This is a genomic window from Mycobacterium szulgai (genome assembly GCF_002116635.1).
Classification (GTDB): Bacteria; Actinomycetota; Actinomycetes; order Mycobacteriales; family Mycobacteriaceae; genus Mycobacterium; species Mycobacterium szulgai.
The window spans coordinates 1-13,579 of the sequence record NZ_LQPW01000140.1 but is presented as its reverse complement, the minus strand read 5'-3'; the positions used below and the strand labels follow the sequence as shown (position 1 = coordinate 13,579).

Sequence of the window (13,579 nt, the reverse complement as noted above, 5' to 3'; positions counted from 1 at the left end):
AATCAGCGCCATGACCAGCGGTTCCCTTGAGTTCACGGTTTCGCGCTCGCAAAGTCCGGCCACCGAGGACCAGCGGGTATCGATCCTGGCTGACCCTGGCTTCGGCAAATACCACACCGACCACATGGTTTCGATCGACTACAGCGTGGGCAGTGGTTGGCACAACGCGCGCGTCATCGCGTACGGTCCCATCGAGTTGGACCCGTCGGCCATCGTGCTGCACTACGCGCAGGAAGTGTTCGAAGGGCTCAAGGCCTACCGCTGGGCGGACGGCTCCATCGTGTCGTTTCGCGCCGACGCCAACGCCGCCCGGTTGCGCTCGTCGGCCCGGCGGCTTGCAATTCCGGAACTGCCCGACGAGCTGTTCATCGAATCCCTGCGCCAGCTGATCGCGGTCGACGAGGCCTGGGTACCCAGAGCCGGTGGCGAAGAGGCCCTGTATCTGCGGCCGTTCATCATCGCCACCGAGCCCGGACTGGGCGTGCGGCCGGCCAAGGAATACCGCTATCTGCTGATCGCCTCGCCGGCCGGCGCGTACTTCAAAGGCGGCATCAGCCCCGTATGCGTCTGGGTGTCAACGGAATACGTGCGGGCCAGTCCCGGCGGTACCGGCGCGGCCAAGTTCGGCGGCAACTACGCGGCCTCGCTGCTGGCGCAGGCCCAAGCCGCCGAAAACGGTTGCGACCAAGTGGTGTGGCTGGACGGCGTCGAGCGCCGGTACGTCGAAGAGATGGGCGGCATGAACCTCTTCTTCGTGCTGGGCAGCGGTGGTTCAGCGCGGCTGGTCACCCCGGAACTGTCCGGCTCGCTGCTGCCCGGTATCACCCGTGATTCGCTGCTGCAGTTGGCGATTGACGGCGGATTCTCGGTCGAGGAGCGCAAGATCGACATCGCCGAATGGCAGAAGAAAGCCGCCTCGGGCGAGATCACCGAGGTGTTCGCCTGCGGTACCGCCGCCGTCATCACGCCGGTCGCCCGGGTGAAATACGGCGACAGCGAATTCACCGTCGCCGACGGCCAACCTGGTGAAGTGACAATGGCTTTGCGTGACACCCTCACCGGGATCCAGCGCGGCACTTTCGCCGACACCCACGGGTGGATGTCGCGGCTGGGTTAGGCGACTGCAGCGGCCGTTTGGACAGGCCGGGCCGGCTCTGGATGCCAGCTGGCCCAGGCGTGCCGGATCTGACCGCGATGGACGCGGCCGACGAGATCGGTGGTTTCGGGCACGACCAGCTTTGAGACGCGCCGCTGGACCCGCCATGACCGGCTGCGTGACGTTTCGCCGATCGGACCGGGTGCACGCAGCGCGGCGATGCCGGCGATGACGGCCAGTACCAGCACCAGGACCACCGGCAAGACCGTGGAGCGGGCTTGTGCGAGTCCGCCCAGTCCGGCTCCCAGCACGGCGGATTCGATGGCAACCAGTGTCATGCTGAAGCCGATGAGCGTCCCGCGGTGCTCTTCTGCGGCGAACACGCTGATCCAGGAAACCGCGGCGGCGACGACGGGCTGACCCGAAACGGTCGCCAGCAGGAACACCGTGCCGTAGGCCCACATGTGGTACCACTGGCCGGAGGTCTCCGCCACGATGCTCAGCACCGCGCCGGCCGAGCTCAGCGATGCACTGCCGAGCAACATCCCGCGTACTCCGAACCGGGTGTAGACCTTGCGCCACGCGACCGACCCGACCACCAAGCCGATGCTGGACAGGATGATCAGCACGTGCAGAGTGCCGTTGTGCTTTGCCGCACGCAGGCTGTAGAAGCTGGTGCCCAGGCTGATCGGCGCGAACAACAGATACGTCAGTGCGTACTGGCGGAACCAGCGCTGCGATCCCGCGGCCGCGAAGCCCTGCCGGTACGTTTCCCGCAGCGAGGGCCGCCGGGTGGTGCCGACCGAGGGCATCGGACCGACGAGCAGGGCCGCGATGGCGGATGAGTACAGCGCCGCGGCACCCAGCCACAGCAGGTAGTGGTACGCGGCTGTCTGGTTGCCGTTGCCCAGCATCGGCACGACCAGCAGGGTGAAAAATGTGGCCAGCGTCGACCCGGCCGCGCCTTGGGTGAGGAACAGTTGGCCCCGTCGTGCCGCCGCCAGCTTGCTGGCGATCATGTCGGTGTAGGCGACGCTCGAGAGCGCGACGACGATTCCGCCCAGCGCCGAGGTCAGCATGAACACCGGCCCGACCAACTTGCTGGTCCAGGGGATTATCGCGTCACACACGAGCAAGGTCGCCGCGCTGGCGGCGATCAGGGCAAGCAGGACATGGCGCCGGTGGCCGGTCCGCTGCAGGATCGCCGGCGATAGCGAGTTTCCGGTGATCGAACCGATGCTGTAGGCCGGGAACAACAGTGCTGCGGTCCAGGTCATGCCCAGGTGTGCGCACACGAACGGCAGGACCACCGACACGTTGCTCAGCTGCATTCCCGCGGTGTAGCAGGTGCCCTGGGTAAGCAGCCGCCCGTACGGGTTGCGCGGCGCGTCGGTCGCCGGGCTGCTCAGCCGTGATGCGGGCATAACGAAGACGTTAAGGCGCCTGAGCGGGCAAAACAATCCTCCGATCGGCGACGATCGGACCAAATTGTGTCCCCCAATTGGGGGACGCTGCAGTGCGCCGGGTCAGAAGCAGGCTAAAACCGGATCAGCGCTGCCAACAGAGTAGCGCTCATCGTCGTTGTTAGCTCGATGGCGCAGCCCAGCACGTCACCGGTGATGCCGCCGAATCGGCGCACGCAATGTGCCACCAGGACCGCACCGCAGCCCACAGCCAGTAGCACCGCGACCGGCCCCTGCCACAACCGTGGGCCTGCTACCAGCGAAGCCGCCAGCACCACGGCTAGCCAGGCCGCCACCGCCGCCACCGGCTGGGAACCTGCGACACGGGCCCCCAAGGCGCTGCCTTCGGCAGCCGGCACCGATCGGCGACAGGCCAGTACGGCGGTGACCCGGCCGGCGAAGACGGCCACCGCAATGCCGGTCATGCCGAGGGTCGAGAAGGCCAGCCCTTGGGCGACGATGACCAGGACAATGGCGGCCACCCCGAACGGGCCCGTTGACCCGTCCCGCATGACCGCAAGGGCGCGCTGCGGCGGTCCATAGCAGCCCAGCCCGTCGGCCGTATCGGCCACGCCGTCGATGTGCAGGCCACGGGTTGCGATCAGCAGCGCCGCCACGGCGAGCAGTCCCGACAGCGGGCTGGACGGGCCGAACGCCTGCGTGCCCGCCCAAGTGACGGCCGCGGCCAGGCCGCCCAACGCGGCGCCTACCACCGGCAGCGCGGTCATGGCGCCGCGCCCGATGGGCGCGGCGGTTGCAGCGCGGACGGGAAACACCGTTGCGAATGCGAAAGCTGTTGCCAGCGATCGCATCACGAGAGCGGCGGGGTCGATACGCCGGCTTCGCTGAAGGTCGACATCGAGGACAGCGTGGCCACCGCGGCGCGCAGCACCGACACCGCCAGCGCGGCGCCGGTCCCTTCGCCCAGTCGCATTCGCATATCCAGGATGGGATCCAACTGCAAGGCCGCCAGGGCCAGCGCGTGACCGGGTTCGGTGGAGCGATGGCCGGCCTGCCACCACAACCGTGCGCCGGGCGCCAGGCGCTCGGCGACCAGCGCCGCGGCCGTCACCGCCATTCCGTCGAGCAGCAGTGGGGTACGCCGGACCGCGGCCTGCGCGCAGAAGCCGGCCATCGCAGCCAGGTCCGCGCCACCGCAGCAGCGCAGCAGCCCGACCGGGTTCGGCAACACCCGGCGCGCCCGAAACAGCGCATCGCGCACAGCTGCCGTCTTGCGCGTCCAGCCGGCGTCGTCGATGCCCGTCCCGAAACCGACCACGGCGACCGGTTCGGCCTCCGTCAGCGCGGCCACCAACACGGCCGCCGCGGTGGTGTTCCCGATGCCCATGTCGCCGGCGATGAGCAGATCGGCGCCGGCGTCGACCTCCTCGTCGGCGATCTGCTGGCCGGCCGCGATCGCGGCGGCGGTCTCGTCCTCGGTCAAGGCGTCCTCGATGGCGATGTCGCCGCAGCCGCGTCGCACCTTGTGCACCCCGATCTGCTCGGTCAGCGCTTCGGCATCCACACCCAGGTCGGCAACCCGAACGGTCGCGCCGGCAACCTCGGCCAGCGCGTTGATCGCCGCGCCGCCGGCGGCGATGTTGGCCACCATCTGAGCGGTCACTTCCGATGGGTAGGCCGACACCCCCGATCGGGCCACACCATGGTCACCGGCGAACACCACCACCCGGGCTCGCTCGAACTGCCGCGGCGGGCACCGATTCTGGCAGGACGCCAACCAGACCGACAGGTCCTCGAGGCGACCCAGCGCATCGCGCGGCTTGGTCAGCGTGTCCTGACGGGCGCGGGCTGCTGCGGCCGCGTCCGCATCGGGAGCCGCTACCGGCATGAAATCGGTCATGTCGCCTGCGGCTTGATGGGTACGGCCTGTCCGGCCACCACCAGCACCACTTGGTCGCACAGCGCCGCCAGCTGCTGATTGAGGCTTCCCAACTCATCGGCGAAGCGGCGCCCGGATGGGGTGGCCGGCACGACGGTCAACCCGACTTCCGGACTGACCAGCACCAGTGTCGAGCCGAACGTGCTGATTGCGGCGAGTATGTCCCTAACGGGAGCCGCGACCGATCCTTCCTCCCAGGCCTGGTGGCGATCCAGCGTGCCCGTCAGCCAGCTGCCGAGATCGTCGACCAGCGTCGGGATGTCCGGTGACTGCCGCAACTGAGCGGTGATGTCATCGGTTTCGACCGTCGACCAGTGGCCGGGCCGGCGGTCGCGATGCTGGGCGATCCGCTGCGCCCACTCCGGGTCGGCCTCGCCGCACCGCCCCGAAGCCAGATAGCGGACCGGCTGGCCGGGTGCCAGTGAGTTGGTGATGGCCGCCTCCGCCCATCGGGACTTGCCCGACCTGATGCCGCCGAGTACCAGGGTGCGCACCGCGCTCAGACTGCTTTCCGGGGCGGGCTAGCCGACACTGCTGCCGCGCTCGACTTGAGGTCGGGGCGCCCGCATCCGGCGCATCTGTGATGCCCGGCCGGCAGCGTAAATGCCTAATTTCCAATGACTTTCGGTGTTAGTCGGAAACTTCGCGTCTACTAGCCGGCCAACCTTGCGGCCCAAGATGATTCCGTCGAGCATCATCACGGCCATCAGCACCAGCATTGCCGGGGACATGTAGTACTGGACCTGCGGGACGGCGAACATGACGAACAACAAAGCCAGCGCCGACGGCATGAACAGTCCGAGCACGTTGCGCCGCGCGTCGACGATGTCGCGGACGTAGCGCTTCACCGGGCCCTGGTCGCGGGGCAGCAGGTAGGCCTCGTCACCGGCCATCATGCGTTCCCGCCGATCGGTCATCCGGGCCCGGCTGGCAGTTCTCTCGGCCCGGCGTTCCTCTCGGCTGAGTTTGGGGCCTTTCAGCGTCTTGCGACGCGCCCGCGCCTCGGAGGCCGTCATCGGCGCGGGGACGACAGGACCCTTCCTCGGGTTGCGCCTGGCCTCGTTGCGCTTGGGCGTGGGCCGGCCCTTGGGGCCGGTTTTCGGCGCCCCTCGAGACCCTCCGGACGCTTCTGCGAGATCGGAATCGCCCGCGGGGGTGCTCGGCGAATCGTCACCTTCGTCATGGCCCTTTTTGCGGCCCAACAGCTTCACAGTCGTCAGGTTACTTCCCGGGGTGGCGCTCGCCGGAACTATGCCCACGGGTTGAGTGGGTTACGCGACGGTGGCGCCCACGTTAGCCCTACTCTTGCTTGTAATGGACGGCTCGCTCGCCTCGGATGCTGCCGATGGCCTCGCGCCCGGCCGATTACAGCTACCCGCGATGCGGGTGCTGGTTGCCCCGGATTGCTACGGCGACAGTTTGTCGGCGGTGGAGGCCGCGGCCGTCATCGCGACCGGCTGGACCCGGTCACGCCCTGGCGACAGCTTCATCGTCGCCCCTCAGTCCGACGGCGGTCCAGGCTTCGTCGAGGTACTCAGCAACCGGATCGGCGGGCTGCGCAAGCTGCGGGTGTGCGGGCCGCTGGACAAAGACGTCGACGCGCATTGGGTGTTCGACGCGAGTTCTGGGACCGCCTTCCTCGAGGTCGCCCAGGCGTGCGGTTTGTCGCTGCTCGGCGGTCCACCCACACCCGAGACGGCATTGGCGGCCCATAGTAGGGGAGTCGGCCAGCTGATTGCCGCGGCGCTTCAGCTGGGTGCCGCGCGCATCGTGGTCGGGTTGGGGGGCAGTGCCTGCACCGACGGTGGTCGCGGAATGATCAACGAGCTGGGTGGCCTGGACGTGGCGCGTGAGCAGTTGGCCGCTGTCGACCTGATCGCCGCCTCGGACGTCGAGTACCCGTTGCTCGGCCCCTGGGGGGCGGCGCGGGTGTTCGCGCCGCAGAAGGGCGCCGACACGGCCACCGTCGCCAAACTTGAGGTCCGCCTGGAAACCTGGGCGATGGAACTGGACGCGGCCGCTGGCCGGGCGGTGAGCGCCGAGCCCGGCGCCGGCGCCGCCGGCGGCATCGGAGCCGGACTGTTCGCACTGGGCGGCCGGTGCGAATCGGGCGCGGCGATCATCGCCGAGCTCACCCACCTGGCCGATGACCTCGCCGAAGCGGAGCTGGTAGTCACCGGAGAGGGGAAACTGGACGAGCAGTCGCTGCACGGCAAGGTGGTCGGCGAAATCGCGGAGGCGGCCAGCGAACTGGGTATTCCGGTGATTGTGCTGGCCGGGCAGGTGGTTCTGGACAAATCCGCGTCGCGCTCGGCGGGCATCATGTCCGCGCTGTCGATCGCCGACTACGCGGGTTCGGTGGGGCTGGCGCTGGCCGACGCGGCCAACCAACTCATGGGTTTGGCATCTGAGGTCGCCGCGCGACTCGGGAATCGTGGCGGTGCAGGGTACCGTTGATACGAGTGGGTTTTCCCAAGAGCACATCCCCCGCCCATATTCGGCCCCAGCCAGGCGGGCCCACCCAACCATCAGGCATGTAGGAGAAGCAATGACGGTGCAGAACGACTCGACCGCCAAGACCCACGGCGTGATCCTGACCGAGGCCGCTGCCACCAAGGCCAAGGCCCTGCTGGACCAGGAGGGACGCGACGATCTGTCGCTTCGGATCGCGGTTCAGCCAGGCGGCTGCGCGGGGTTGCGCTACAACCTCTTCTTCGACGACCGGACGCTGGACGGAGATCTGACCGCGGAGTTCGGCGGTGTGACGTTGACGGTCGACCGGATGAGCGCTCCCTACGTTGAGGGCGCGTCGATCGATTTCGTCGACACGATCGAGAAGCAGGGCTTCACCATCGACAACCCCAACGCCACCGGATCCTGCGCCTGCGGCGATTCGTTCAACTGACCCAGCCTGATCAGTACTGTCCCGCGGTGCGCAGCACGTAGGAGCACACCAGGATCTGGCCGCGCTGGAAAAGCAACTGCGCGACGCCTTGCACCTCACCCTTCGGCGGGCCGCCGGTGGCGGGTGTCACTCGCATGGTGAACAACACCTGAGCCTGGTACTGCGACCAGTACACGATCTTGTCGATCGAGGTCACCTCGACCTGGGAAAACTGTTTGCGGAACGCGTCGCTGCTGAGCTTGGCCAGGGCCTGGTCGGAACGCTTGTCCTTGACCCCGTCGTAGATGCCGCACAGCGCGTTGCGGACGATGGTGTCGGTGTCTTTGTGCACCAGGGCGTTCAGGTAGCCCTGAATCGACGTCTTGGCCGTCTTCTCCGAAAAGGTGGCACCGGTATTGGCGCCGTTGGTGCGGACTCCGTAAACGATGGCCGCGGTCAGGCCGGAGACCAGCATGATGGCCAGCAGAGTCCCGATGAGTAGCCGTTTGGGGCGACGCCTGGGATAGGGGCCCGGTGACGGCGGCGGCGGACCGGGATAGGGGACTGCGGCGTCGGTGGGAAAGTCCAGGGTTTCTGGGTGCTGGGCCGGTCCGTGGGGACCGGTTACCGGGTAGTGCCGCATGTCTTGAGGTCCGTCGGCGCCGACAGCGGGGTTCGGCGGGTGCGGACCGGCCATCGTTTTTCTCCTACGCTGGTGTATTGAGACGACTAAGCGGGCGACGAGCGGTTGCCGTTCCAGCAGGGGAATTGCGGCAACCCAGGTGAGTTCTCTAGGCAGGCTAGCGCAATAGCTGCGCACGGCCTGTGAATGCGCGGCAGCGTTGGTCGCCAGGTCGCGATTCATGAGAAGCTAGACGACCTTAGGAATGAAGGGCGGATATTTAGTGACGATCGCGGTTACTGGTTCTATTGCGACAGACCACCTGATGCGGTTCCCCGGCCGATTCTCCGAGCAGCTGCTGGCCGATCACCTGCACAAGGTATCGCTCAGTTTCCTGGTGGACGACCTGGTGGTGCATCGCGGCGGCGTGGCCGGCAACATCGCTTTCGCCATCGGTGTGCTCGGCGGTGATGCAGCGCTGATCGGTGCGGCCGGCGCGGACTTCGCCGATTACGGCGCCTGGTTGCAGGCGCACGGCGTCAACTGCGACCACGTGTTGATCTCGAAGAACGCGCACACGGCGCGATTCGTGTGCACTACCGACACCGAGATGGCCCAGATCGCCTCGTTCTACCCGGGCGCCATGTCGGAGGCTCGCGACATTTCGCTCGCCGAGGTCGCAAAGGCGATCGGAACTCCGGAGTTGGTGATCATCGGGGCCAACGACCCGGCGGCCATGATCGTGCACACCGAGGAGTGCCGCAAGCTGGGTCTGCCCTTCGCCGCTGACCCTTCCCAGCAGTTGGCCAGGCTGTCGGGCGACGAGATCCGTCAGCTCGTCGACGGCGCCGACATCTTGTTCACCAATGACTACGAATGGGACCTGCTGCTGTCCAAGACCGGTTGGTCGGAAGCCGATGTTGCGGCCCAGGTGGGGTTGCGCGTGACCACGCTGGGCGCCAAGGGCGTCGACATCGTCGATCGCGACGGCAGCAGCATCCATGTCGGTGTGGTGCCCGAGACCAGCCAGACCGACCCAACCGGTGTCGGCGATGCGTTCCGGGCCGGATTCTTGACCGGGCGCAGCGCCGGCCTGAGTCTCGAGCGCTCGGCGCAGCTGGGCTCGCTGGTGGCTGTGCTCGTGCTGGAGTCGACCGGAACCCAGGAATGGAAATGGGACCATTCGGTTGCGGAGACCAGGCTGGCCGGTGCCTACGGCGAGGACGCGGCCGCCGAGATCGCTGCGGTGTTGGCCTAGACCTCGACCGGGTACTGCGGCTCGTTGATCTGCGGTACCACGCTGTGCTCGACGAATATCGCGTGCCAGAGCATGAAGATCAGCACCGTCCACAGCCGGCGGCTGTGATCGCTGACCCCGGTCCGGTGTTCGTCGAGCATGCGGCGTACCGCGGCCAGCTCGATGAGGTGACCCGCCTGCGATGAGTCGACCATCGCGTACGCCCACTCCAGCAGCTCACCGGCGCGCAGCCAATGCCGGATAGGCACGGGGAAGCCCAGTTTCGGCCGGTGCAGCACGTGTGCGGGCACGATGGGCTCCAGTGCGCGCCGCAACGCGTACTTGGTTGTGGTGCGAGTGATCTTGGCCTGCAGCGGCAACCGGGAAGCCACCGCGAATACCTCGGGGTCCAGGAACGGCACCCGCAGTTCCAGCGAATTGGCCATCGTCATCTTGTCGGCCTTGACCAGGATGTCGCCGCGCAGCCATGTGAACAGGTCGATGTGCTGCATCCGCGCCACCGGGTCCCAGGCAGCGGATTCCGCATACAGCGGGGCCGTGACGTCGGTATGGGTCCACTGCGGACGGAACCCGGGCAGCACGTCGCGTAGCTGCACATCGGAGAAGCTGCGGGCATTGCCGTAGTAGCGCTCCTCGAGCGTCAACGACCCACGGTGCAGCAGGCTCTTGCCGCGCATGCCGTCCGGCAGCGGCTTGGACACCTTTGCCATCGACCGCCGCAGAGACCGGGGCAGGTAGTCGAAAGGCTTCAACGACAAGGGTTCCCGGTAGATCGTGTAGCCGCCGAACAATTCGTCGGCCCCTTCGCCGGAGAGCACCACCTTGACGTGTTTGCGCGCCTCGCGGGCGACGAAGAACAGCGGCACCAGCGCCGGGTCGGCGACCGGCTCGTCGAGGTACCAGACAATCTCGGGCAGGGCGGCGACGAATTCGTCGGCGCTGACCACCTTGGCGATATGGCGCGCGCCGATCGCCTCGGCCGAGGCCACGGCGACGTCGATCTCGGAGAAACCCTCGCGCTCGAAACCGGTAGTGAAGGTGATCAGCCGCGGGTTGTGCCGGATGGCCAGCGCTGCGATGGCTGTGGAGTCGATACCTCCGGACAAGAAGGCGCCGACCGTGACGTCGGCGCGCATGTGCTTGGCCACCGAGTCCTCGAGCACCGCGGTGATCTCGTCGTAGCGGGCCTGTTCGGTATTGCCGGTGAACGGCACCGCCGCAAACCGGGGTACGAAGTAGCGGGTGACCACCGGGTCCGATCCGGGCCGCACCCGCGCGTAACAGCCCGATTCCAGCCGCCGCACGCCGCGATGGAGCGTCTCAGGCTCGGGCACGTACTGCAGCACGACGTAGTGCTGCACCGCGCGCTCGTCGATCGCGGTGTCAAAACCGACCAAGTCGGCCAGGTCCAGCAGGCACTTCTTTTCGCTGGCCACCGCTGTCCCGCCGGTGCCGGTAGCCATGAACAGCGGCTTGATGCCGAATGGGTCGCGGGCGCAGAGCAATTCGCGGGTGACAGTGTCCCATAGTGCGAACGCGAACATGCCGCGCAGCCGCTTGAGGACGTCGGTGCCCCAGTGGTGGTAGCCGGCGACGATCGCCTCGCCGTCGCCATCGGTGGCGAAGGCCGCGCCGTGGGCGGTGGCCAGTTCCTCGCGCAATTCCAGGTAGTTGTAGATCTCGCCGTTGAACACCAGGACGTAGCGGGCTGGCGCTTCCGGCGGCCCCCACCGCAGCGGCTGATGCGAATGCGCGATGTCGATGATGGACAGGCGATTGAAGCCGAACACCACCGACCCGTCGGCGTCGGGGTCGGCCCAGGTGCCGGGTTCGTCAGGCCCCCGATGCCGCATCAGGTGCGATGCTCGAGCAATGGCGCCGTCGGCCTCGGCCGCGGCCGCCTCGGGGCCCTGCGCGCTACCGGGGTCGGGGGGGGCCGCGACGAAGGCGAGCAGTCCACACACGGCGCCCCAGTATGCCGCACTCGGGCCGGTTGTGGGCGTCGGCGCGGCCCATTGTGGCTCTTTGGTGGACCAGTTTCGGCACGCATCGTCGCCCGGGAAAGCCGCGTGGTCTACGCTGCGTAGTATTCGACATCCGAGTTCGCCGACGGTTCCCGCCCGAAGCGGCGCGACCCCAGTCGGCCCAGCTTGTGATACAGGAGGCGCCAAGGTGACACCTCGCGAGCCAAGTCGTTCGCACAGCTTGTCGCAGCGCAGGTCTCAGCGCCGTTCCGGCGGTCTGTCTCGCCGTCTCCGGCCGCTGGCACTAGCCGCGACCGTGGGCGCGCTCGCCCTCACGCTGAGCGGCTGCAGCTGGTCTGAAGCACTCGGCATGGGTTGGCCGGAGGGCATCACGCCAGAGGCTCACCTGAACCGGGAGCTGTGGGTCGGTGCGGTGATCGCTTCCCTGGTCGTCGGCGTCATTGTCTGGGGTCTGATCTTCTGGACGGCGGTCTTCCACCGCAAGAAGAAGGGCGACACCGAGCTGCCGCGCCAGTTCGGCTACAACATGCCGCTTGAGCTGGTACTGACCGTCACGCCGTTCCTGATCATCTCGGTGCTGTTCTATTTCACCGTCGTTGTGCAGGAGAAGATTCTGCACATCGCTAAGGACCCCGAGGTTGTGGTCGACATCACGTCCTTCCAGTGGAATTGGAAGTTCGGCTACCAGCGGGTGAACTTCAAAGACGGCACCCTGACCTACGATGGCGCCGACCCGGCGCGCAAGAAGGCCATGGTGTCCAAGCCGGAGGGCAAGGACAAGCACGGCGAGGAACTGGTCGGGCCCATCCGCGGGCTCAACACCGAGGATCGCAGCTACCTGAACTTCGACAAGGTTGAGATCCTGGGAACGAGCAGCGAGATTCCCGTCCTGGTGCTGCCTGCCGGCAAGCGCATCGAATTCCAAATGGCTTCGGCCGACGTGGTCCATGCCTTTTGGGTGCCCGAGTTCTTGTTCAAGCGGGACGTGATGCCCAATCCGGTGGCCAACAATTCCGTCAACGTCTGGCAGGTCGAGCAGATCACCAAGACCGGGGCCTTCGTTGGCCACTGCGCCGAGATGTGCGGCACCTACCACTCGATGATGAACTTCGAGGTTCGGGTGGTGGCTCCCAACGACTTCAAGGCCTACTTGCAGCAACGTATCGACGGCAAGACCAACGCCGAGGCGTTGCAAGCGATTAACCAGGCGCCGCTGGCGGTCACCACCCATCCGTTCGATGCCCGCCGCGGCGAATTGGCCCCGAGCCCAGTAGGTTAGGACACTCGATGCATATCGAAGCCAGGCTGTTTGAGTTTGTCGCGGCGTTCTTCCTCGTCGTGACGGTGCTTTACGGTGTGCTGACGGCGATGTTCGCCACCGGTGGCGTCGAGTGGGCCGGCACCACGGCGCTGGCGCTGACCGCCGGACTCGCGCTGATCGTGGCCACCTTCTTCAGGTTCGTGGCACGCAGGCTGGACACCCGCCCGGAAGACTATGAAGGCGCTGAGATCAGCGACGGCGCAGGGGAATTGGGTTTCTTCAGCCCGCACAGCTGGTGGCCGATCATGGTTGCATTGTCGGGTTCGGTGGCGGCCGTCGGAATTGCGTTGTGGCTGCCATGGTTGATCGTCGCCGGCGTCGTCTTCATCCTTTCCTCGGCGGCCGGACTGGTCTTCGAGTACTACGTAGGCCCCGAGAAACACTGATCGGATCCGAGAAGGTCACAATCCGGGCATCAGTTGTTCGGTGGCAAGTTCGCCACGACTTCTCTGCGCCGCTCGGTTGGGTAGTGTTTGCGAGGCACAGGAGAATTCACCCGGCGCGGGTGCCAGAACGCAGCGCTGGTGAAGCAGTTGGACAGGGTAGGCGAACATGAGCGGGCCGGATACCCCGGGTTGGGAACCTGACAATCCCGACTCCGGCAGCGAGCCCGGCGCCGACCTCGAACCCCTCAGCGATGGTCCGGAGCCCGACGAGCACGGCGGGGAGCTGGAACCCCTCGGCGAGAGCGGCGCGGTCGAACTCGGCGACCATACCGGCGCGACCGACGCATATTCGCAGGCCTATTCGGCGCCGGAGTCCGAACAGTTCCTGAGTGCCCGGTATCTGCCCGCCGATCTCAGCCTCTACGACTACGACAGCTACGACGATTCGGCCGATGACGAAGAGCATGCCGCGCCCCGCTGGCCCTGGGTGGTGGGCGTTGCGGCCATCCTGGCCGCCATTTCACTGGTGGTTTCGGTGTCGCTGCTCGTTACCCGCACCGGCTCGAACAAACTCGCCACTCCCGCCACTACCTCGTCGGTGCCGCCGGTCCAGGATGAGATCACCACCACCACGGTCCCGCCCCCGTCGTCTTCGCCACCCCCG

13 protein-coding genes and 1 pseudogene are annotated in these 13,579 nt (G+C 67.0%); 7 read left to right on the top strand and 7 right to left on the bottom strand.

The window, feature by feature from the left end:
• Window positions 1–10 precede the first annotated feature (10 nt).
• The gene (locus AWC27_RS19960; RefSeq protein ID WP_085672073.1) at window positions 11–1,117 is read left to right on the top strand and encodes a branched-chain amino acid aminotransferase; all 1,107 of its coding nucleotides are present in this window, start codon (window positions 11–13) and stop codon (window positions 1,115–1,117) included.
• Here AWC27_RS19960 and AWC27_RS19955 read toward each other — a convergent pair.
• From AWC27_RS19955 to AWC27_RS19935, 5 genes are all read right to left on the bottom strand, one after another.
• On the bottom strand, window positions 1,114–2,520 hold the full coding sequence (locus AWC27_RS19955; protein WP_245847326.1) for an MFS transporter: 1,407 nt from the start codon (window positions 2,518–2,520) through the stop codon (window positions 1,114–1,116). The genes AWC27_RS19960 and AWC27_RS19955 overlap by 4 nt on opposite strands.
• Window positions 2,521–2,633: 113 nt before the next feature.
• Window positions 2,634–3,374, bottom strand: a complete 741-nt coding sequence (locus AWC27_RS19950; RefSeq protein WP_085672072.1) for an adenosylcobinamide-GDP ribazoletransferase — start codon at window positions 3,372–3,374, stop codon at window positions 2,634–2,636.
• Window positions 3,371–4,420, bottom strand: a complete 1,050-nt coding sequence (gene cobT / locus AWC27_RS19945) for a nicotinate-nucleotide--dimethylbenzimidazole phosphoribosyltransferase (protein WP_085672071.1) — start codon at window positions 4,418–4,420, stop codon at window positions 3,371–3,373. Before cobT ends, AWC27_RS19950 begins: the two co-directional genes overlap by 4 nt.
• Window positions 4,417–4,953, bottom strand: coding sequence for a bifunctional adenosylcobinamide kinase/adenosylcobinamide-phosphate guanylyltransferase (locus tag AWC27_RS19940; RefSeq protein ID WP_085672070.1), 537 nt, complete (start codon window positions 4,951–4,953; stop codon window positions 4,417–4,419). The genes cobT and AWC27_RS19940 overlap by 4 nt, the downstream gene beginning before the upstream one ends.
• A gap of 27 nt (window positions 4,954–4,980) precedes the next feature.
• The gene (locus tag AWC27_RS19935; protein WP_085672069.1) at window positions 4,981–5,670 is read right to left on the bottom strand and encodes a DUF3043 domain-containing protein; all 690 of its coding nucleotides are present in this window, start codon (window positions 5,668–5,670) and stop codon (window positions 4,981–4,983) included.
• Between the two features lie 169 nt (window positions 5,671–5,839).
• Here AWC27_RS19935 and AWC27_RS19930 point away from each other — a divergent pair, with 169 nt between their 5' ends.
• Both AWC27_RS19930 and AWC27_RS19925 read left to right on the top strand, forming a co-directional pair.
• Window positions 5,840–6,916, top strand: coding sequence for a glycerate kinase family protein (locus tag AWC27_RS19930; RefSeq protein WP_139837112.1), 1,077 nt, complete (start codon window positions 5,840–5,842; stop codon window positions 6,914–6,916).
• 91 nt (window positions 6,917–7,007) lie between these two features.
• Complete coding sequence (locus AWC27_RS19925; protein WP_085672067.1) at window positions 7,008–7,364, top strand: iron-sulfur cluster assembly accessory protein; 357 nt, start codon at window positions 7,008–7,010, stop codon at window positions 7,362–7,364.
• Between the two features lie 10 nt (window positions 7,365–7,374).
• Here AWC27_RS19925 and AWC27_RS19920 read toward each other — a convergent pair whose 3' ends face one another.
• Window positions 7,375–8,040 carry an Rv0361 family membrane protein gene (locus AWC27_RS19920; protein WP_085672066.1) on the bottom strand — a complete coding sequence of 222 codons (666 nt, stop codon included), beginning with the start codon at window positions 8,038–8,040 and terminating at the stop codon, window positions 7,375–7,377.
• A 208-nt stretch (window positions 8,041–8,248) separates the two neighbouring features.
• Here AWC27_RS19920 and AWC27_RS19915 point away from each other — a divergent pair, with 208 nt between their 5' ends.
• Window positions 8,249–9,223 carry a carbohydrate kinase family protein gene (locus AWC27_RS19915; protein ID WP_085672122.1) on the top strand — a complete coding sequence of 325 codons (975 nt, stop codon included), beginning with the start codon at window positions 8,249–8,251 and terminating at the stop codon, window positions 9,221–9,223.
• Here AWC27_RS19915 and asnB read toward each other — a convergent pair.
• Entirely contained in the window at window positions 9,220–11,187 is a 1,968-nt protein-coding gene (asnB, locus tag AWC27_RS19910) for an asparagine synthase (glutamine-hydrolyzing) (protein WP_085672065.1), read from the bottom strand. The genes AWC27_RS19915 and asnB overlap by 4 nt on opposite strands.
• Before the next feature lie 208 nt (window positions 11,188–11,395).
• On the opposite strand from asnB, the gene ctaC reads away from it, so the two are divergent.
• The 3 genes and pseudogenes from ctaC to AWC27_RS19895 all read left to right on the top strand — a co-directional run.
• Window positions 11,396–12,487 carry an aa3-type cytochrome oxidase subunit II gene (gene ctaC, locus AWC27_RS19905; RefSeq protein ID WP_085672064.1) on the top strand — a complete coding sequence of 364 codons (1,092 nt, stop codon included), beginning with the start codon at window positions 11,396–11,398 and terminating at the stop codon, window positions 12,485–12,487.
• Between the two features lie 8 nt (window positions 12,488–12,495).
• Window positions 12,496–12,915, top strand: a complete 420-nt coding sequence (locus AWC27_RS19900; RefSeq protein WP_083113496.1) for a cytochrome c oxidase subunit 4 — start codon at window positions 12,496–12,498, stop codon at window positions 12,913–12,915.
• A gap of 166 nt (window positions 12,916–13,081) precedes the next feature.
• Window positions 13,082–13,579: pseudogene (locus AWC27_RS19895) on the top strand (MmpS family transport accessory protein); the annotation flags it as partial.

Bases quoted from the DNA above. Each gene is read 5' to 3' on its own strand.
- AWC27_RS19960 (WP_085672073.1), top strand. From the start codon at position 11: ATGACCAGCGGTTCCCTTGAGTTCACGGTTTCGCGCTCGCAAAGTCCG.
- AWC27_RS19955 (WP_245847326.1), bottom strand. From the start codon at position 2,520: ATGCCCGCATCACGGCTGAGCAGCCCGGCGACCGACGCGCCGCGCAAC.
- cobT (WP_085672071.1), bottom strand. From the start codon at position 4,420: ATGACCGATTTCATGCCGGTAGCGGCTCCCGATGCGGACGCGGCCGCA.
- AWC27_RS19930 (WP_139837112.1), top strand. From the start codon at position 5,840: ATGCGGGTGCTGGTTGCCCCGGATTGCTACGGCGACAGTTTGTCGGCG.
- AWC27_RS19925 (WP_085672067.1), top strand. From the start codon at position 7,008: ATGACGGTGCAGAACGACTCGACCGCCAAGACCCACGGCGTGATCCTG.
- AWC27_RS19920 (WP_085672066.1), bottom strand. From the start codon at position 8,040: ATGGCCGGTCCGCACCCGCCGAACCCCGCTGTCGGCGCCGACGGACCT.
- AWC27_RS19900 (WP_083113496.1), top strand. From the start codon at position 12,496: ATGCATATCGAAGCCAGGCTGTTTGAGTTTGTCGCGGCGTTCTTCCTC.